An 18484-nucleotide genomic window follows, 5' to 3' on the forward strand; every position below is an offset into this window, starting at 1 on the left:
GGGCGTAGAACCAGAGTTTCGCCATTTCAACCAGCACCAGGTACACCACGGCCATCCCCAGCAGGGCGAGGAAGAACGGGACGGGCAGCGGATCGAAGCCAAGCACACCGGCCAGCGGCGAGAGCGGCAGGTAGACGCCGAGGGCCACGACGCCCAGGGACGCACCGACCAGGCCCACCGACGGCCGGCTGCGGAAGAAAGGCACCCGGCGGGTCCGGATGACAAAGATGATCAGCGTTTGCGTGACGATGGACTCGATGAACCAGCCGGCCCGGAATTCGCCCGGAACGGCATCGAAGACGAACAGCATCAAAGCGAACGTGGCGAAATCGAACAGTGAGCTGATCGGTCCGAAAAGGAACATAAAGCGCCGGATGAAACCGATGTCCCAGTGCGACGGCGCCAGGAGCTGTTCCTTGTCGACCCGGTCTCCCGGGATGGCGAGCTGGCCGGCGTCGTAGAGCAGGTTGTTCAGCAGGATCTGCCCCGGCAGCATCGGCAGGAAGCTCAACACCACGGAGGCTGTGGCAGCGCTGAACATGTTGCCGAAGTTGCTGGACGTGCCCATCAGCACGTATTTGATGGTGTTGGCGAAGATCCGCCGGCCCTCCATCACGCCTTCGGCCAGGACGCCCAGGTCCTTGTCCAGCAGCACGACGTCGGCGGCATCCTTGGCGACGTCGGTGGCGCTGTCCACGGAGATGCCGATGTCCGCGGCGTGCAGCGCCAGTGCGTCGTTGACGCCGTCGCCCATGAACCCGACCGATCCTCCGCTCTGCCGGAGCAACCGGATGATCCGGGCCTTCTGTTCGGGCGAGACGCGGGCGAAGATGCTGGCCTCACGCGCCGCGGCGGCCAGTTCCGCATCGGACATGGCCTCGACCGCGGCGCCGGTCAGTGTTCCGCCGGAGAGCACCCCGAGCTCGTCGCAGACCTTTTCGGCCACTTTCGCGTTGTCCCCCGTGGCGATCTTGACCGTGATGCCGAGCTCCTCGAGCCGGTCCAGGGAGGCGCGGGCGGTGGCCTTGGGCCGGTCCAGGAAGATCAGGAACCCTGCGAGGAGAAGGTCTTTTTCGTCGGCGGGCCCGATCGCCGTCAGGCCATCGGCCGCCCGGGTCGCAACGGCAACCACCCGGGATCCGGCGTCGAACTGTTCATCCAGCATTGCCTGCACACTGGCCGGGGTGGCTCCGCAGAGCGCCAGGACATCTTCAGGTGACCCCTTGGTGACCATGCGGGCCGCGGCACCCGCCTCGCTGACCAGGACGCTGGTCCGCCGCCGCAGATGGTCGAAGTCGATGACGTCGAGGCGCTCATACCGGTCCGGCGCGAAGGCTGCCGCGCCGGCGGACGCCCACAGCGCGGCATCCAACGGGTTCAGGCCCACCGGGGATGCCTGGGATTCCACGTAGTCGGCTTCGGTGGCAAGCAGCCCCAGTGTCAGCAGCTCGCCGGCGGAGATGCCGGGACCGGCGGGCAGGGCTGCCGTAAAGCTGATCCGGCCCTCCGTCAGCGTCCCGGTCTTGTCCGTCACCAGAACATCCATGTCGCCAAGGTCCTCAATGCAGACCAGCCGTTTGACCAGGACTTTGCGCTTGGCCAGCTGCCGGGTTCCCGTGGCCAGGCTCGTGCTGACGATGGCGGGCAGCAGCTGCGGTGTAATCCCGACGGCGATCGCGAGCGAGAACAGCAGCGACTCAATGACGGGCCGCTGCAGCAGCAGGTTGGCGATAAAGATCAGGGACGTGAGGCCGATCGCCACCTGGAGCAGCAGGAAGGAGAAGCGCTGGAGGCCCAGCTGGAACTCGGTCTGGGGCTGGCGCTCCCCGAGCCCCAGGGCGATCCGGCCGAATTCGGCCCGCCCGCCGGTGGAGACCACCACACCGGTGCAGTTGCCGGCCTGGATCACCGTTCCCATGAACAGGCACGACGTCAGGTCCCCCAGCGCCGCCGCGCCGGGGACGGGCGCGGGGTCCTTTCCGACCGGCATGGATTCCCCGGTCAGGATGCTTTCATCGCAGAGCAGGTCCTTCGCACTCAGCAGCCGCATATCGGCGGGGATGATCGCGCCGATGGCCAGATGAACGACGTCGCCGGGCACCAGGGCGGTGACGTCCACCTCCTGCGGGGTTGCGTCGCGGACCACGACTGCGCGGTGGGTGACACGGGAGTGCAGCGCCTCCGCGGCACGTTCAGCGCGGAACTCGTTGCTGAACCCGAGGCCGACACTGACCAGCAGGATGACGCCGATCACGATCGAGTTCGTGGCGTCGCCGAGGAAGAGCGAGAGCCCGGCCGTGACGAGCAGCAGGATCAGGATGGGGCTGCGCAGTTGCCGGCCCAGGACGGACCATCCGCTGGCCTGATGGGTGCGTACCGCGTTCGGTCCCAGCTCCGCAAGGCGCCGGGCCGCCTCGCTGTTGCCGAGTCCGTCGATGCTTGAGCCCAGCCGCTCGACGACCTCTTCCACCGGTTGGTGGGCGGCGTCGGCGATCGCAAGCGGAAGGGAGCGCGGTTCGCGGATATCGAGCTCAGGCATGGGGTTTCCGTTCGAACGTCGAGATATGTCCTAGGGTACGTCCGCAAGCTGGCCGCGCACGGCGGCTTCCCGGCCGTGGCCGGTCCGGTCAGGAACGCGGGGGACCGGCTGTATATAATTTCCCGGTACGGTTTTGCAGCAAGCCGTTGGATTGTTCTTCGATCCGTCCGCTTGCCGTCCGCCGCTGCCGCTCTCCTGCACGTGGGCGCCACCCGTCCGGATCGTGTTGACCTGAGTGAAACGGCACGACGAAACAGTGGTTAGCGACTCAACCGCAGCGTCAACAGACGCAACTTCAACCAACCAGCACCTGCACGAACTGGTGCTCAACAGCTCCGACGTAGAGGAGTTCCTGCGCGAACTGGCGCGGGTTTCCGCACGCAGCCTCTCGGAGCCCGGCGACGAGATCCTCTGCGGGATCACGCTCTTCCGGCACCGGAAGGCCGCGACGGTGGCCAGCAGCAGCGCCACCGCCCAGGCCATGGACGAAATCCAGTACGCCTTCGGAGACGGACCGTGCGTGACGGCATCCCGGGAACAGGAAACCGTTCATATCCGGGACCTCGATACGTGCGGGCGGTGGCCCCAGTACGCCGCCACCGTCCGCGGCCACGGCGTCCGCTCGATCCTGGCACTGCCCTTCCTGTTGGACGGCGATACCCGTGCTGCCCTCAACCTCTATTCGCACCGGTCCGGCCGGTTCGACGGCAGGGCCATGGGCCTGGCCCGGGACTTTGTTAGCCAGACGTCGTTGGCACTGCGGCTGGCGGTGCGTTTTGCGCACTACAGCGACACTGCGGCGAACCTCAAGGCAACCTTGGAGACCCGGACCGGCATCGACGTCGCGGTCGGCATCATCATGGCGCAGAACCGCTGCAGCCAGGCCGAGGCCTTCGAACTCCTCAAGGCTGCTTCCAGCGCACGCAACATCAAGCTGCACGCGGTGGCGGCCGGGGTTGTGGAGTCGCTCGGCAAGGGACCGACCAGGACGCACTTCGACGTCTAACCCCGCGCAGCTCGGCGCCGGGTTAGGGCGTGGCCGCGGTGTCCAGAATGGTGCGGATTGTGTCCTCGTGGGCCAGGATCCGGAAGTGGCCGGCGGTGTCCAGCTGGATATTCCGGGCGCCGGGCAGCACGCTGCCCTCGGGGATGTGCGGGTCAAAGAGCCCGTAGACGGAGGTGATGCGCTCGTTGACGCGTTCCTCACGGGAGAGCTGCATGGTCACGGCATTCCGGGGCGAGAAGGCGCGCAGGCTCGGCAGCAGCATAAACGAGGCGTAGCGCGATCCGGAGAACGGCGAGCAGACTGCCACCATGCCGGCGATCCGTCGTTCCGGATCCAGCTGCATCATCACGAACTTGCCGATCAGTCCGCCCTTGCTGTGGGCGACGATCATCGCGTCCGACAGGTCACGGTCCCGGATGTAACCGGCGATCAGGTCCGCGGCCTTGGGCACGGCGAGCCGGTTGCGGTGCAGCAGGTTCAGCACATGCACGGGATGGCCTGCCTCGTGAAGCCGCCGAACCAGCGGTAGCATAAAGCGCCAGTCTTCGTAGACCCCCGGAATCACGACGACGGGCCGGCCTGTCCCGCTGAGGAACTCGTCCGGCCTGGTCCGGGAAACGGCCCCGAGGAGCTGCCGCCCTGCGGCGTAAAGGTAGTCCTGGACCCACCAGCGGCCGGCCTGAAGGAACCCGCTCATGCCGGGCGTCCCTGCTGGATCCCCCCGGCCGTTTGGCGGATTCCGGCGAAATCCAGGATGGCGTCTGCCACTTCCCCGGAACGGTTGTGCTGGACCACGTGCCCGGTGCCGTCGATTTCCAGCAGTTGCCCCCGGTCCGCGCGTCCGGCCAGCCGTCGGCACCAGTCCACGGAGGCCACGGGGTCGTTGGCTCCGCGCACCACGAGGACAGGCGCCTCGACTCCGGAGATCCGCTCTTCCACGGGGTAGTCCATCATGACCCGCAGGGTTTTTAGGTACCAGGTGGGCCCGCACCGGAGGTAGTCCGTGAGGACGAGGGCGTTAGAGGACGGGCTTTCGAAGAACAGGCTGTCCCGGCCGAGCGCCAGGGCCTGCTGCAGCACGGTGCGTCGCTTGGAATCGACCACCGGCCCCATCAGGACCAGGCGGGAAATCCGGCCAGGCTGTTGAACCGCGGCCTCGGTCGCGAACTGGGTGCCCATCGAGTGTCCGACGAGCACAAAGTCCAGGACGCCGAGCTGTTCCAGGGCGCCGAGGATGTAGGTGGCGTGGTCTGAGACGGAGAGAGTTCGTTCCGGGCGCGGTGTGGCGCCGAAGCCCGGCAGGTCGATCGAATAGACATCCGCCGATTCCGCCAGCAGCCTGTGCAGTCTGGTGAAATACCGGTGCGAGACGCCGATCCCGTGGATCAGGACGACGGCCGGGCGCGGCGCCTCGGTGCCGGGCGGTCCCTGGGAGACAAAAACATGGCCCAGATGGCCGGCGGACTCGATCTCAAAGCGGTCGGGCCTGCTCATGGTGGGCTCTTTTCTGTCGGCGCAGGTTTTGTTCTGCGCCACTTTGTCAGCGCCTAGTAAGCATACTGACAATAAATCGTTCAGTCTTGCCGCTTGTCCCGCTCGCTGAACTCCTCATCGAGGTCGAAGTGCCTGAATTCAGTCTCCGGATTCGGCTCGCCGTCTGCCACGTACTCGTAGTCCAGCTGCCGCTGAACCTGGCTGTCGAGGACCTGCAGCTCCTTGTCCTCCACCTTGCTGAGGTCCTCCGGGAATTCATCCTCCGGCGTGAGGTGAAGCTTCTCAGTCATGGCATGCCTCTCTGGACCGGGTGGACTCGACGTTTACTGTGTCCCGGCCGTCTTTAGGATAGCCGCGGCCACGGGGGAGTGGAATACGGCCGGCGGGCGTGGCGGCGTTGGCGGGGCGTGAGTTAGCTGCCCGCCGGACCCAGGGGGGCCGGATCGCCGGGGGGCGTCCCAGGCGCGGGTTCCTTGAGTTCGACGAACAGGGTGTGCGTCTCAGTGTCGCCGATGTTCTCACCGGAATGTTCCTGCGCCGGGAGCCAGCGGGCCGTCCCAGCGGGGATAGCGACGTCGATGTCGTCCCCATGGCCCGACAGCCGGCGGCGGAACGAGCTCAGGGTGACCATGACACTGTCCGGGTGGCCATGCTCCACGGTCTTGTCGCCAGGCCCGTCTCGGTATTCGAGCACACGCACACGCTCATTCTCGAAAACTACCCGGTACAACGCGGGGTTCGATACCACCGGATCCTGGCCCATGGCGCGAGCATACGCCCCTCCCCCGGTGGTAGCCAGAGGCGCGGGAGGGCCGGGACCTCAGCCCGCGGCCAGCGCCTGGCCCGGCTCGGATCCGACGTTGACCAGCCAGTCGGTTCCGAACTTGTCAGTGCACATGCCGAAGACATCGCCCCACGGGGCCTTCTCCATCGGGACGGTCACTTTTCCGCCGTCGGCGAGCTTGTCGAAGTAGCCGCGCAGTTCGGCCTCGTCGGAGCCGCTGAGGGACACGGAGATGCTGCTGCCGGGCGTGTAGTCCATGCCGTTGGGCGTGTCCGCGCCCATCAGCACCATGCCCTTGTCCGTGGTCAGCATGCCGTGCATGATCTTGTCCTGCTCGTTGACATCTTCGCTGGCGTGGTATTCGCCGAAGGTGCTCATGGTCAGTTCGCCGCCAAATACCGACTGGTAGAAAGTCATGGCGTCTTTCGCGTTGTCACGGAAACTCAGGTACGGATTGAGCGTGGTCATGGCCGGGACTCCTTGCATCTGGGGCACCGGCCGGGGTGCCGTGATGCGGCGCGGCCGGGGCACTTTACAGGGCATATCCTGCCCCAAATCGGCCCTTCCGGGTAGGTGCCGCGCGCTCCTGCCCAGTTGCTGCCCGCCCAGAGAGCCCGGCGATCCGGAAATCCGCGGAATTGCAGGCTGGTTGAAGGGCAGGCGCTCAAACAACCGGGCAGGAACGGCGCGGCCCCGGCGTGGCGCTGTTGCCGGCTAGGCCGTCTGTCCGGCGTGCTCGCCCTCTTCGATTTCCTCCAGCAGCTTGTCGTTGAAGGCCGGAAGGTCGTGCGGGTTCCGGCTGGTCACGAGGCCCTGGTCCACCACCACTTCCTGGTCGCTCCAGTTGGCACCGGCGTTCTTCAGGTCGGTCTGGAGCGTGTGGTACGAAGTGACATTCCGGCCGCTGATGACGCCGGCGTCGATCAGCAGCCAGGGGCCGTGGCAAATCGAGGCCACCGGTTTGTGCTGCTCGAAGAAAGCGCGCGTAAACGCCTGGGCGTCCTTGTCGACCCGGAGATGGTCCGCGTTGACGACGCCACCGGGGATCACCAGGGCGTGGAAATCGGATGCGTTCGCCTCGGCGGCGGTGAGGTCGACGTCGAACTTCTGCCCCTTCTCGGTGCCGTCATAACCCTGGAGCTTCCCGCTCCTGGGCGCCACCAGCGCGGGCTCGCCACCCGCCTCCTTCACAGCGTTCCAGGGGCTGGTCAGTTCCACCTGCTCCACGCCGTCCGTCAGCAGGAAGGCGACTTTCTTCCCGGAAATGTTGTGCTTTGACATGGGTCCTCCTCTGGTGGCCGGGGAGGTCCGAAAGCCGTTGAACCGGCCGGATCCTCCACTCGGAGAGATTGGTGCCTTACATGATCCACTCTAGGAAGCAACAAACTAATAAGCAAGCTGATTATATTGCCTGCCGAGGTCTCCACGACCGGCGTCGATGGACGCCATACCCCGACCCCTTCCGTCCGGGCAACGCCCTTCGGATTCTTGGGCAAATCCTTGGGTGATCATGCGTTCTGCTGGCGCTGGCTTCATGCCCGCCGGTGCGACGCTTGATACGCGAGGGACTTCCAGAGTCTGCCCCGCTGATGGGATGGCATGTCAACGCTCGAGAAGTACTCTTCCGGCCCGGCTGAGGATGTAGTAAGCCATGATCTTCTCCGTGCGGCGAAGTCGCTCTCGCGCGCAGGGATCGCTTCGTGGGCAGCGCAGCTGGGAACCCCGGGTCCCGAAGCCCCGCGCTCCCGCCGGATGGCCCACATCGGCGGTATCGCCGCGATCGGGTCGCTGGTCATCTACCTGACCTGGCGCCTGGCGTTCACCCTCCCCACAGGCGGGTGGAACCTGACCGTCGCCCTGGTCCTGGTGGTCTTTGAGGCGCTCCCGCTCGGCGGCCTGATACTTAAAGCCATCACGCTCTGGAACATCGACAGCCACGCGCCGCCGCCCGTGAACGAGGCTCCCGTGGGCCAGAAGGTCGCCGTGCTCATCCCGACCTACAACGAGCCCGTCGAAGTCCTCGCCCCGACCATCGCCGCGGCGTGTGCGCTCGAACCCGCCCACCAGACGTGGGTGCTCGACGACGGCGACCGGCAGTGGGTGGCGGACATGTGCGCCGCCTTGGGAGCCCGGTACGTCAGCCGCCCGCACCACGACCATGCCAAAGCCGGCAACATGAATCACGCCCTGGACCTCATGGCGGCCGAGGAGGAAGCGGGCCAGGACCGGATCGACATCATCGCGGTACTGGACTGCGACCATGTTCCGCTCCCGGCCTTCCTGACCGCCACCCTGGGCTGGTTCGCCGATGAGGAGATCGCCCTGGTCCAGGGACCGCAGGCGTTCTACAATTCCGGGGCCTTCGACGACGACGGTATCTCCGGGGAACAGGGCATGTTCTTCAATGTGCTGATGCCGGCCCGAAACTCTGCCGGGGCCGGTCCGTTCTGGTGCGGTTCCACCTCCCTGCTGCGGGTGAAGGCCCTGCGCGAGGTGGGGGGTGTGGCCACGGAGACCATCACGGAGGACATGCACACCACGCTCAAACTCATCCGGGCCGGCTGGAAAACCGTCTACCATCACCAGACGCTCGCGGTGGGCCTGGCGCCGGCAACGGCGGACCAGTACCTGCTGCAGCGCCGGCGCTGGGGCATGGGGGCCATGCAGATCCTGACCCACGAGCGGCTCTGGGCAGCCAAGAGCTGGATGTCCTGGCGGAACTTCCATGAATACCTGAACGGGACACTGTGGTGGCTCGAAGGCATCGCCACCCTGGTGGCTTTCCTGATCCCGATGCTCGTCTTGGTCTCAGGGGCACAGACCTCCACGGCCGGGCCTGTGGAATTCCTGATTGCCTTCGTCGCCATGTTCTGCACCCGCCTGTGGGGCTCAAAACGGCTGATGCGGCACCAGATCCACTGGCCGACGGCGTTCGCCCTGCGGATCTTCCGTGTCCCGGTGGGACTCGCATGCCTCTGGTGGCTGGTATCCCGCCAATCGCTGGAGTTCCAGGTCACCCCCAAGGGCGCAACCGACGCAAGGCTCCGCGGCCGCACCCCACAGGTGCTGAATGTCCTGGTGATCGTTGTGGCGGCAGTCATCCTGTACGCCGCGGCCGGCGTTGCCGGGTGGGTGCCGTGGGCGACCAGCCCGGGGTCCACCGTGGCCGCCGGCGCCTGGCTGCTGCTGGCCGGCGTCGTGCTGGTGTTGGGAACCCGGCGGATCCGGGCATCCGAATTCGCGACCTCGCGGCGGAACGGCCACCGGATAGCCATCAAGGCTCCTGTGACCATTGGCGGAGTCCAGGGGCAACTGCTGGACATCTCCATGGGAGGGGCGGCGGTGAGCTTCGCTCAGGGAGTGCTGCAGGAAGGACAGCGCGTCCACCTGGGTCTTCCCGGCGCGAAGCCCGTCGCCCTGGAGGTCGTGCGGGTGTGGGATGGCGCCGACGGCTCGGAAACATCGTCACTGCGGGCGGCGGATGGCGACTGGGCCACGTACCGCGCCCTGTCACTGTGGATTTTCCACACCCCCGATGACGCCATCCCGGGATTCCCGCCCGGCGTTCCGGCTGCCGCCTCCCTGCGCATCGGCTGAACCCGCAGCGGCCTCCGGTGGACGGTCCTCTGGCCAGCTCATCGCGGCCTCGCTACTCTGGCGGAAGGACCGCTACCCGAAAGAAGGCCGTCATGGACGAACAACACATCCTGCAGCAAATCTCAGCGCTGGTGGAAGAAGAGCAGGCGCTCCGCGAGAAGGCCCCCTCCTCCGTGCCGGATTATGAACACGGCCCGGAGCATGCCCGGTTGCAGCGCATCGAAGAGGACCTGGACCAGTGCTGGGACCTCCTGCGGCAGCGCCGGGCCAAGCGGCAGTACGGTGAAAACCCGGATGAGGCGCAGCCCCGCCCGGTCAAGCAAGTGGAAAACTACGAGTCCTAGCTCCCAGACACGCGGGTGTGCCATGTTGATCGGGTTGTTGGGCGACGTCATGCTGGGCCGGCTGGTCAACGAGCGGCTGCGACGGGTCAGCGCAGATTACCCGTGGGGAGACACCGGCTCCGTGCTGCGCCAGGCGGACCTCACGATCGCCAACCTCGAATGCGTCCTGGCGGCTGGCGGGGACCCGGAAGCCGGAAAAATGTTCCATTTCCGCTCCGACCCGAAGAACGTGGCAAGCCTCCGCTCCGCGGGGATCGGGATGGTCTCGCTGGCCAACAATCATGTGCTGGACTACGGGGCAGGCGCCTTCCGGGAAATGTTGCCGGCGCTCGACGCGGCCGGCATCCTGCATGCCGGCGCCGGGCTGGACCGGGAGGCCGCGCGCCGGCCTGCGGTGCGCCGCGTGTCAGGGACCGCCGTCGGCCTCATTGCCTTTACCGACAACCAGCCTGACTGGGAAGCCGGCCGCGGGCCCGGCGTCTTCTACGTTCCGGTCGTGGACAGCGACCGGCGGGTGGCGGACCTGCTGGCGCTGGTCCGGCGGACGAAGGCCCGTGTCGAGCTTTTGATCGTTTCCACGCATTGGGGGCCCAACTGGGGCTCCGGCGCCCCGTCCGAGCACCGCGAGCTGGCCCGGGCCCTGATCGAGGCGGGGGCCGACGTCGTCTACGGGCACTCGCCGCACATCTTCCGCGGCATCGAGCTCTACCGGGGCCGGCCGATCATCTACAGCGCCGGGGACTTCGTGGACGACTACGCGGTGGACCCGCTGGAGCGCAACGACCAGTCGTTCATCTTCCTGCTCGACACGGACGGTGGCACGCCGCTGGGCCTGCGGCTGTATCCGACGCTGATCACCGATTTCCAGGCCCGGTTGGCGGGTGCGGGTTCGCTGCGCATCGCGGAACGGATGCAGCGGCTAAGCCGGCACCTCGGGACCGCGAGCAGCTGGGATGCCTCCGGCGGTTTCCTGGATATCCCGCTGGCCGCCGCCGGCTGAGGTGCTCCGCACCGGCTGAACGGTCCCGATTTCCCGGTTCACGGCCGGCATGATCTCTGTGGCCAGCAGCTCGATGGACCGGGCCGTCTCGGCAAACGGCAGGCCGCCGAGGCCGATCTGGGCCATGTAGCGGCTGGTGCCGAGCGTGTCATGGATTTCCAGCAGTTTCTCGATGACCTGCTGCGGACTGCCCACCAGGAGGCCGCCGCCGGGTTCGGCCCAGTCATCGAAGGTGGAGCGCGGAAAATGGTCCACCGGGCGCGGCATGTTCTGCTCGAAATAGGCCCGGTAGTAAGGGTAGAAAGTGTCGCGTGCCTGCTGCGAGGTGGGGGCCGCGTAGAAGTGGCCGCCGGCACCCACCTGCAGGGTTCCGGGGTCGTGGCCGGCGTCGGCGGCCGACTGGTGGTATAGCTCCACCAGACGGCGGAACCGGGCGGGTCCGGACAGCAGTGCAACAAACAGGGGCAGCCCCAGCCGTCCGGCCCGTGCGAAACTGGCCGGGGTTCCGCCGGCGCCGACCCAGATGGGGAGCCTGTCCTGGACCGGGCGCGGCGCGATGTCCATTCCGGGAATGCTCTGGGTCAGCGTCCCCTGCCAGGTCACGGCGGCGTTGTCCCGCAGTTCCAGGAGGAGCTGCAGCTTCTCCTCGAAGAGGGCATCATAGTCCTCCAGTTCGTGGCCGAACAGCGGGTAGGACTCGATGAATGCGCCGCGTCCGGCGATGATCTCCGCGCGCCCGTCGGAGATCAGGTCCAGGGTTGCGAACTGCTCAAAGAGCCGCACGGGGTCCTGCGTGGACAGCACCGTGACGGCCGTGCTGAGCCGCAGCGTCGTGGTTTCCCGGGCGATGGCGGCCAGCACGATTTCGGGGGCGGAGAGGGCGAAGTCGCGCCGGTGATGCTCGCCCAGGCCCAGGAATCCCAGGCCCGCCTGGTCCGCCAGTTTGGCAAGCTCAATGATCTCCCTCAGCCGCTGCTGCGGGGACAAAGCCCTGCCGGTGCTGAAGTTGCGGGAAAGTTCGCCGAAGGTGAAGATACCGAAGTCCATATTTAATTGAACATTCAAGTGTTGGGTTTTGTTCCGGGCGGCTTTGGCGCCCGCAAAGCGTCAGCCGGCGGNNNCCCGCCGCCGGCGGGCTGTTACTGCTGCGCGGCCGCAGCGGGCTATGCTTTAATCGGACCGCCGAATGAGGCGTCCCGGCTCAGCAGGGGGCATACGCAGGGTGACCGTGCCCGCACGCCATGAGGCCGCAAGTGCTGAACAAACCATTTAATCCCCTCCCCCTGGATGAACTGACCGCCGTCTTCGCGCGCATCAAAGACCTGCTCCTAACCGAGGACAAGGTCGATCTTGCCCTCCAGTTGCTCCTCCAGGCTGTGCGCGACGCCATTCCGGGATCGGCCGGGGCCGGGATCTCGGTGTTTGATGCACAGGGCCGCGGAAGCAGCACCGCGGCGACTTCAGGGCTCGTGGGGCAGGCGGACACGGCCCAGCACGGCTTGGGCCAGGGCCCGTGCATCGACGCCTGGACGGCCGGAAAAACGGTCCTGGTCCACGACGCCGCCGCGGATGCCCGGTGGCCGCTCTGGAGCGAGGCTGTCGCTGGCTTGCCCGTCCGCTCCGCCCTCAGCACGCCGCTGGCCGCCCCTGGCAGCCCCATCGGAACCCTGAAGCTCTATGCTGTCCTGCCGGCTGCCTATACCGCCGCGACCGGGCACCTGCTGGAGAAGTTCGCCGTTCCCGCGGCGACCCTGCTGGCCCATATCCAGGGCCCGGCAACGCCCCGGCACCTGAGCGCGCCGCTGAAAGGTGCACTCGCCGGCCGGGACAATACCAACCGCGCGTGCGGGATCCTGATGGAACGCCACGGGCTGTCGGCGGAGCAGGCCCTCCAGGAGTTGCTGCGCCGCGCCCGGACCGAGGGTGAGCCGCTGTCCCGGGTGTGCTCGGGGCTCATCGATGACTCCTCGATGGCTGCCGGCAGCTGAGAACCGGGAACTTGGCGGCCCCGGCCCGGCCGGCGTCAGGGCTTCTTGGCCATTTCCCCGCTGACGGTGAGCCTTTCCGCGACGTCGCGCAGCTTAACGTTCAGCTCTGAGCTGGCCCGCGACAGCAGCAGGAACGCCTGCTGGGCGGTGATCTTGTAGCGCTCCATCAGGATTCCTTTGGCCTGACCGATCAGGTCCCGCGTGTCCAGGGCCAGGGTGAGCTGGCTGACCTGCTTGCTCCCGGCGACGGCGACGGCGGCGTGGGCGGCCACCAGTGCCCCGATCCGCTCGGATTCGGCGTCGAAGGCGCCCACGTCCTTCCCGAAGAGGTTCAAGGCTCCGAGGTGGTCACCATCCACAAAGAGCTGGAAGGAGAGCATGCTCCGCGCCCCCAGCTTGACGGCCGCCCGCGAGAAATCCGGCCAGCGTTGGTCGGTGCTGAGGTCGGGAACGCTGACGACCCGTTCGTCATAGGACGCGTCCATGCACGGCCCCTGCCCGGTTTCGCTTTGCAGGGCATCCACCCGGCGGGGAAGATCACTGGAAGCGGCACGCGAATCAATCGTCCGGCGGCCAGTGACCAGGCTGACCGAGGCCTCGGCCGCGTGCGGCACGAGCTCGAGGGCAGCGTGCACAATACCGGCCAGCATCGAGTCGGCGTCGTCCTCCTGCTGCAGCTCCCGGGCGATGTCACCCAGCCGCGTGGCCAGAGCATCCGCGCTGAACGGGTCGCCGGGCACAGGCGGCGCCCCGGCACCGGTTTCCGCTGAACTTGGCACCATCATGGCGCACCTCTTTTGCCTCATTGAATCCCGATGCTGCTCTCCCTCGAAATATACCCCCAGTGAACACCTCCCGGCACGGCCCGAGACGACGCACTTACGGTGTAGTAACCCCGCCTTAGCGTCGCTGTGTGAGACTGGGCCATCGGACTCAATCGAGACTGGCAACCCTGCTGCACCGCAGACCCTCCAAGGAGCCACGCAGACATGAACAGCCAAGACCACAACGCCCCCGCCAGCCCCCGGATACACGAGGGCAGCGAAGCCCGGCCCGACCTCAGCAGCCTGCACGTCCGTGAGGATATTGCCATTACCGGGCTCTGCGGCAACGTCCATCTGCCCACCGGCCGGACCTGTGACATGCCCGAGCGGCACGACGGATCATGCCGCTTCGTCGGTCCTGAGGACGCGGAGAACCTGGCGGCGCGCTAAGGCAGCGGCAGCCGGGGCTGGTTGACGGCCAAGAACGGCGCGTACGCTCGCGGTGTGGACATAGTCGAATTCCTGTCCGAGCGGATCAGCGAGGATGAGGCCGTGGCGCGGACCCTCCTCGGCGACCGGACTGTCTCGAAATCCGGCGCCTGGTACGAACAGCGCCTGTTGCTCGAGTGTGAGGCGAAGCGGCGCCTGATCAGCATCGTGGAATCCGCCCGGCAGGCTGCCCTTGCAGCGATGGTCAGCGATCCTGGCCACGACTCCGGCTGGATCCCGCAGTCGCTTGAATGGATGGCGCTCTCGCTCAACGCGCTCGCCCTGCCCTACTTCGACCACCCCGACTTCGAGCAGGACTGGCTCCGGGTCTAGGGCCGTCGACTTAACGGTGGCGCTGGGGTCAGGCGTCCGACGGCGGCCGGGTCCTGCCGCCGTCGGATTGCCTTCGCAGTTCACTTCCAAGTTAATCCAAAGGCCCGTGTGCAATACACGGTCGCGGGCCTAAGCTAGGACCGGGGGGCGCTCAATAGCGAAGACGCTTAAGGGAGGCCACTATGTTCAGCCACGTCCGCCATCCGGGATCATCACGAGAGCCAGCGCTTGCAGCCGCAGGGCCACGCCAAGATCCCGGCAACGCCGCTCCACCGCCCAAAATCAGGACACAGGTACGGTCCTTCGTCGGCGGCATCGCAGCGCTGAGCCTGGCCGTGGCCGGAGTCCTCGTCGCGGCTGTCCCCGCAACCGCTGCCGAACAGGAACAGAGCTACATCGTGGTGCTGCAGGACGGCGTTGTTGACCCCGGTGCCGCGGCCGCAGCCCAGCAGGGCAGCTACGGCCTGACCGTTTCCACGGTCTACCGCGATGCCGTGAACGGGTACGCCGCCACGATGACCCCCTCTGCGGCGGCCCGCCTCGCTGCCGATCCGGGCGTTGACTTCGTCACCGTGGCCCGGGAATTCCAGAAGCCCAAGGACCCGTCTCCAAGCACCCAGGTCGCGCCGAAGTGGTGGAAGAGGATTGGCGGCACTGCCCCTGACGAACGGAAACACCACGGACCCCGGGACCCGGTGGACGTCAACGTGGCCGTGATCGACAGCGGCATCGACGGTACCCACCCGGACCTCAATGTGCGCGGCGGCATCGACTGCTCCACCGGCACGCCGGTCAAGGTGACCCCCACGGACAAAGTCGGGCACGGGACCTTCGTGGCCGGTGTGATCGGCGCCAAAGAAAACAATCAGGGCGTGATCGGGGCTGCCCCGGGAACCCCGCTGTGGTCCGTGCGCGTCGTGAACGACGCAGATGTGATTACGGAAGAAATGCTCATCTGCGCCATCGACTGGGTGACGGCGACGCGCAAGGACAAGGACCCAAACAACGACATTGAGGTGGCCAACATCAGCATCGGAGGCCCGGGCGCCGACACCACCAATTGCGGGAAGGGCACGGACCCGATGCACTACGCCATCTGCCGCTCGGTCAAGGCCGGCGTCGCCTACGCCGTGGCGGCCGGAAACTCCGGTGAAGACATCGCCAACTTTGTTCCCGCCACCTACGACGAGGTGCTCACCGCCACGGCGATGGCGGACTTCGACGGCAAGCCGGACGGCCTCGCGTCCCCGGTCTGCGGGGCCGAGGACTGGTCCAAGATCGGCCAGTTGGACGACCGGCCGGCCTTCTTCTCCAATTACGCCAGCAAACCCAAGGACAAGGCCCATACTGTCGCAGCCCCCGGGGTCTGCATCTCCTCCACGTCCCCGGAGCCGGCCGGCTATGCGGTGGCCCATGGAACCAGTTTCGCCAGCCCCGCCGTCGCCGGCTCGCTGGCGCTGTGCATCAGTGAAGGGGAGTGTGAGGGCTCGGGCAAGGCCCTGATGTCTCAGTTCCTGGATCTGACTGCCGCATACAACAAGGAGCACCGCCGCTTCGGCTTCGAAGGCGACCCACTCCGCCCGATCAAGGGGCAGTACTACGGATACCTGGCCCAGATCGCAGGGTACTGACGGGGCGCTGACCCCGGGGACGGCTGACGGCCGCAGGGTGCGGCCAACAGAACCGCGCCTGACACAATAGCCCCATGGAAGTTGCCCTTGGATTGCTTGCACTCGCGTCGGTCGTTTGCGCGGGCAGCGCTTTAGGTCGGAAGATCAATGTTTCCGTCCCCCTGTTGCTGGTGCTGGCAGGCGTCGTCGGATCGTTCCTGCCCTTCGTCCCGGACATCGAGTTGAACCCCGAACTCGTCCTGGTGGGGTTGCTGCCGCCGCTGCTCTACGCCGCGGCGCTGCAGACCTCACTGTTCGATTTCGGCTCCAACCGGCGCGCCATCGGCCTGCTTTCGGTCGGCTACGTCATCTTTGGCACGATCGCCGTGGGCTTCGTCGTCTGGTGGCTGTTCCCCGAGATTCCGCTCGCCGCAGCGATTGCCCTCGGCGCCGTCGTCGCACCGCCGGACGCCGTCGCGGCGACTGCCATCGCGCGCAAGGTGGGCATGCCCCGCAGAATCGTCACCATCCTCGAAGGCGAGTCGCTGGTCAACGACGCGACGGCTCTGGTCTGTCTCCGGGCGGCCATCGCCGCCATCGCAGGAACCGTCTCCGCGGCCGGGTTGGCCGGCGGATTCCTGCTCGCAGCCGGCGGCGGGCTGGTGGTGGGACTGGCCGCGGCTTACGTGCTGACCCAGCTGCGCAAGCGGATCCGGAACGTCGCGATCAACACCACCCTGTCCCTGATGGCACCCTTTGTCGCGTACCTCCCGGCGGAGGCGATCCATGCCTCCGGTGTCCTCGCCGTCGTCGTCGCAGGGCTGGTGATGGGCACCAAGGCGCCGTCCATGCCCAATGGCGCGGCTCGGCTGAGCCAGCGCAGCAACTGGAACACGGTGCAGTTCCTGCTGGAGAATTCCGTCTTCCTCCTGATCGGCCTCCAGGTCCGGACCATTGTTGAAGGAGTCCAGGGCGACTCGCTGGGGGCAGCCCGGATCTGGGCCGGCTGTGCCGTGATCCTGCTGGCGGTGCTGCTGCTCCGGCCAGTCTGGGTGTTCCCCGCGACCTACCTGCCCCGGCTGGTTCCGGCGATACGGCGGAAAGACCCGGCACCGCCGTGGCAATACGCCGCCATTGTCTCCTGGGCCGGCATGCGCGGTGTCGTCACCCTCGCGGCGGTGCTGGTGCTGCCCGCGGACCTGGAACACCGTTCCGTGTTGGTACTGGCAGCAATGGTGGTGGTCGGAGGAACCCTGACACTGCAAGGCTTCACCCTGCCCTCGCTGGTCCGGCTGCTGCGGGTCCAGGGGCCGGACCAGCGTGAAGATGCCCTGAATCAGGCGTCCCTGATGCAGCTGGCCACGGCGGCGGGGGTGGAACGGCTGCAGGAACTCCGGACCGACTCCGATCCGCCCGAAGTGATGGCGATGCTCAAGCGGCGGACCCAGGAACGCGGGCTGGCGGCGTGGGAACGTCTTGGCCGGCCCTCGGCGGAGGCGGCGACGCCGAGCCAGCGCTACGCCCACCTGCGGCTGGCGATGCTGGATGCTGAGCGGGCGAAGGTGCTGGAGCTGCGGCGCGGCGGCGGGTATCCGCATGAGGTCCTCAGCTCGGTCCTGGACCGGCTGGACGTTGAGGAATCGATGCTGGACGCGGCGGTGGAGGACCTGGACATGTCCAGCGGCGGCGGCGAGGGTGTGGCCCAGCCCGGCGGCGTGTGCGCACATCTGGAATCCGCACCGGATCCCGGGGTTCCCGGCAACCCGTACTGCGCGGACTGTGCCCGGGAAGGCACGACGCCGGTCCACCTCAGAATGTGTCTGGCCTGCGGCACCGTGGGGTGCTGCGATTCGTCGCCCGGAACCCATGCCTCCAAGCATTTCGCCGCGACCGGCCATCCCGTCATGCGGAGTATCGAACCCGGTGAGGACTGGCGTTGGTGCTACGAGGACGATCTTCTGGGCTGACAACCTGGCCCGGGCTCCACGCACCATCCAGGACCGCGGGCAACCGCCGGATCTGCGGTCCCTAACAGGGCTGCCGGACGCCGGGCCGCATGCCCGCGGGGTCAAGTACACTCGTGCAATGAGGCTTCTGTACATCACAGAAAGTGTGCCCAACCGGGACCCCGTCTTCGGTGACGGCAGCTCGATGATCCCCTATGAGGTGCTGCGGAATCTGCCGGCGGACGTGGACGTAACCCTGCTGACGTTCTCGGGCCCGGTCGGGCTTCCGGACGAGGTGCGCAGCCGCTGCGCCGCGGTGCACGTGCTCACGCCCCGGAGCCGCGCCGCGGCGCTGATGCGGTCATTCGCCGGGCTGAACGGCGTCGGAAAACACGAACGTTCCACTGCGGAGGCCGTTTCGACCGCCGCCAGGCTGTCAGCCCAGAGCGATGCCACCCTGATCCACGGTCCACACGCCCTTTTTCTCTCCCGCCATGTGCAGGGACCGGTGGTACTGCAGACCGTGGACCCCTGGTCGATCAGGGCCGGGATGGATACCGCCATTGCGGGGCGCCTGCGGCTGGCGTACC

19 protein-coding genes are annotated in these 18484 nt (G+C 67.1%); 10 read left to right on the forward strand and 9 right to left on the reverse strand.

What is annotated here, in order from left to right; genetic code table 11:
• The coding region (mgtA, locus tag K789_RS0117285; RefSeq protein WP_024367857.1) for a magnesium-translocating P-type ATPase at positions 1–2539 on the reverse strand (2539 nt) is incomplete at its 3' end.
• Between the two features lie 256 nt (positions 2540–2795).
• On the opposite strand from mgtA, the gene K789_RS0117290 reads away from it, so the two are divergent.
• Complete coding sequence (locus K789_RS0117290) at positions 2796–3545, forward strand: GAF and ANTAR domain-containing protein (protein ID WP_024367858.1); 750 nt, start codon at positions 2796–2798, stop codon at positions 3543–3545.
• Positions 3546–3567: 22 nt separating this feature from the next.
• On the opposite strand, the gene K789_RS0117295 is transcribed toward K789_RS0117290, so the two are convergent.
• From K789_RS0117295 to K789_RS0117320, 6 genes are all read right to left on the reverse strand, one after another.
• Positions 3568–4242, reverse strand: coding sequence for an esterase/lipase family protein (locus tag K789_RS0117295; RefSeq protein WP_024367859.1), 675 nt, complete (start codon positions 4240–4242; stop codon positions 3568–3570).
• Positions 4239–5039, reverse strand: a complete 801-nt coding sequence (locus K789_RS0117300; RefSeq protein ID WP_024367860.1) for an alpha/beta fold hydrolase — start codon at positions 5037–5039, stop codon at positions 4239–4241. The genes K789_RS0117295 and K789_RS0117300 overlap by 4 nt, the downstream gene beginning before the upstream one ends.
• 80 nt (positions 5040–5119) lie before the next feature.
• A complete protein-coding gene (locus K789_RS0117305; RefSeq protein ID WP_024367861.1) occupies positions 5120–5329 on the reverse strand; it encodes a hypothetical protein in 210 nt (69 codons plus the stop codon).
• 122 nt (positions 5330–5451) lie between these two features.
• On the reverse strand, positions 5452–5802 hold the full coding sequence (locus tag K789_RS0117310) for a hypothetical protein (protein WP_024367862.1): 351 nt from the start codon (positions 5800–5802) through the stop codon (positions 5452–5454).
• Between the two features lie 57 nt (positions 5803–5859).
• Positions 5860–6291 carry a VOC family protein gene (locus K789_RS0117315; protein ID WP_024367863.1) on the reverse strand — a complete coding sequence of 144 codons (432 nt, stop codon included), beginning with the start codon at positions 6289–6291 and terminating at the stop codon, positions 5860–5862.
• A 246-nt stretch (positions 6292–6537) separates the two neighbouring features.
• Entirely contained in the window at positions 6538–7104 is a 567-nt protein-coding gene (locus K789_RS0117320; RefSeq protein WP_024367864.1) for a type 1 glutamine amidotransferase domain-containing protein, read from the reverse strand.
• Between the two features lie 318 nt (positions 7105–7422).
• Between K789_RS0117320 and K789_RS24135 the strand changes: the two genes are divergently transcribed.
• The 3 genes from K789_RS24135 (at position 7423) to K789_RS0117335 (ending at position 10764) form a co-directional block, all read left to right on the forward strand.
• Positions 7423–9420: a glycosyltransferase family 2 protein gene (locus K789_RS24135; RefSeq protein ID WP_084507658.1), complete on the forward strand. Its 1998-nt coding sequence runs from the start codon at positions 7423–7425 to the stop codon at positions 9418–9420.
• A gap of 92 nt (positions 9421–9512) precedes the next feature.
• Positions 9513–9764 carry a DUF2630 family protein gene (locus K789_RS0117330; protein ID WP_024367866.1) on the forward strand — a complete coding sequence of 84 codons (252 nt, stop codon included), beginning with the start codon at positions 9513–9515 and terminating at the stop codon, positions 9762–9764.
• Positions 9765–9786: 22 nt separating this feature from the next.
• On the forward strand, positions 9787–10764 hold the full coding sequence (locus tag K789_RS0117335) for a CapA family protein (protein ID WP_024367867.1): 978 nt from the start codon (positions 9787–9789) through the stop codon (positions 10762–10764).
• On the opposite strand, the gene K789_RS0117340 is transcribed toward K789_RS0117335, so the two are convergent.
• Positions 10684–11811, reverse strand: a complete 1128-nt coding sequence (locus K789_RS0117340; protein WP_024367868.1) for an LLM class flavin-dependent oxidoreductase — start codon at positions 11809–11811, stop codon at positions 10684–10686. The two genes, K789_RS0117335 and K789_RS0117340, sit on opposite strands and share 81 nt — an antisense overlap.
• 206 nt (positions 11812–12017) lie before the next feature.
• Between K789_RS0117340 and K789_RS0117345 the strand changes: the two genes are divergently transcribed.
• Positions 12018–12752 (forward strand): GAF and ANTAR domain-containing protein, encoded by a 735-nt coding sequence (locus tag K789_RS0117345; protein WP_024367869.1) that lies wholly within the window; start codon positions 12018–12020, stop codon positions 12750–12752.
• A 35-nt stretch (positions 12753–12787) separates the two neighbouring features.
• On the opposite strand, the gene K789_RS0117350 is transcribed toward K789_RS0117345, so the two are convergent.
• Positions 12788–13537, reverse strand: a complete 750-nt coding sequence (locus K789_RS0117350; RefSeq protein ID WP_237739632.1) for a GAF and ANTAR domain-containing protein — start codon at positions 13535–13537, stop codon at positions 12788–12790.
• Between the two features lie 204 nt (positions 13538–13741).
• On the opposite strand from K789_RS0117350, the gene K789_RS0117355 reads away from it, so the two are divergent.
• The 5 genes from K789_RS0117355 to K789_RS0117375 all read left to right on the forward strand — a co-directional run.
• Positions 13742–13966, forward strand: a complete 225-nt coding sequence (locus tag K789_RS0117355) for a hypothetical protein (RefSeq protein WP_024367871.1) — start codon at positions 13742–13744, stop codon at positions 13964–13966.
• A gap of 54 nt (positions 13967–14020) precedes the next feature.
• Positions 14021–14338 (forward strand): DUF6221 family protein, encoded by a 318-nt coding sequence (locus K789_RS0117360; RefSeq protein ID WP_035740129.1) that lies wholly within the window; start codon positions 14021–14023, stop codon positions 14336–14338.
• Between the two features lie 182 nt (positions 14339–14520).
• Positions 14521–15969: a S8 family peptidase gene (locus K789_RS0117365; protein WP_084507660.1), complete on the forward strand. Its 1449-nt coding sequence runs from the start codon at positions 14521–14523 to the stop codon at positions 15967–15969.
• 74 nt (positions 15970–16043) lie between these two features.
• Positions 16044–17915, forward strand: a complete 1872-nt coding sequence (locus tag K789_RS0117370) for a Na+/H+ antiporter (protein ID WP_024367874.1) — start codon at positions 16044–16046, stop codon at positions 17913–17915.
• Positions 17916–18033: 118 nt separating this feature from the next.
• Positions 18034–18484 (forward strand): hypothetical protein (locus K789_RS0117375; RefSeq protein ID WP_157835694.1); only part of this gene is annotated, 451 nt, incomplete at its 3' end.

The sequence above is a fragment of the Arthrobacter sp. TB 26 genome, from assembly GCF_000427315.1.
Classification (GTDB): domain Bacteria; phylum Actinomycetota; class Actinomycetes; order Actinomycetales; family Micrococcaceae; genus Arthrobacter.

Excerpts from the sequence above, each read along its gene's own strand:
- K789_RS0117340 (WP_024367868.1), bottom strand. The coding sequence starts at position 11,811 with ATGGACTTCGGTATCTTCACCTTCGGCGAACTTTCCCGCAACTTCAGC.
- K789_RS0117310 (WP_024367862.1), bottom strand. The coding sequence starts at position 5,802 with ATGGGCCAGGATCCGGTGGTATCGAACCCCGCGTTGTACCGGGTAGTT.
- K789_RS0117315 (WP_024367863.1), bottom strand. The coding sequence starts at position 6,291 with ATGACCACGCTCAATCCGTACCTGAGTTTCCGTGACAACGCGAAAGAC.
- K789_RS0117350 (WP_237739632.1), bottom strand. The coding sequence starts at position 13,537 with ATGATGGTGCCAAGTTCAGCGGAAACCGGTGCCGGGGCGCCGCCTGTG.
- K789_RS0117295 (WP_024367859.1), bottom strand. The coding sequence starts at position 4,242 with ATGAGCGGGTTCCTTCAGGCCGGCCGCTGGTGGGTCCAGGACTACCTT.
- K789_RS0117330 (WP_024367866.1), top strand. The coding sequence starts at position 9,513 with ATGGACGAACAACACATCCTGCAGCAAATCTCAGCGCTGGTGGAAGAA.
- K789_RS0117305 (WP_024367861.1), bottom strand. The coding sequence starts at position 5,329 with ATGACTGAGAAGCTTCACCTCACGCCGGAGGATGAATTCCCGGAGGAC.
- K789_RS0117300 (WP_024367860.1), bottom strand. The coding sequence starts at position 5,039 with ATGAGCAGGCCCGACCGCTTTGAGATCGAGTCCGCCGGCCATCTGGGC.
- K789_RS0117320 (WP_024367864.1), bottom strand. The coding sequence starts at position 7,104 with ATGTCAAAGCACAACATTTCCGGGAAGAAAGTCGCCTTCCTGCTGACG.
- K789_RS0117370 (WP_024367874.1), top strand. The coding sequence starts at position 16,044 with ATGGAAGTTGCCCTTGGATTGCTTGCACTCGCGTCGGTCGTTTGCGCG.
- K789_RS24135 (WP_084507658.1), top strand. The coding sequence starts at position 7,423 with ATGTCAACGCTCGAGAAGTACTCTTCCGGCCCGGCTGAGGATGTAGTA.
- K789_RS0117355 (WP_024367871.1), top strand. The coding sequence starts at position 13,742 with ATGAACAGCCAAGACCACAACGCCCCCGCCAGCCCCCGGATACACGAG.
- K789_RS0117335 (WP_024367867.1), top strand. The coding sequence starts at position 9,787 with ATGTTGATCGGGTTGTTGGGCGACGTCATGCTGGGCCGGCTGGTCAAC.
- K789_RS0117365 (WP_084507660.1), top strand. The coding sequence starts at position 14,521 with ATGTTCAGCCACGTCCGCCATCCGGGATCATCACGAGAGCCAGCGCTT.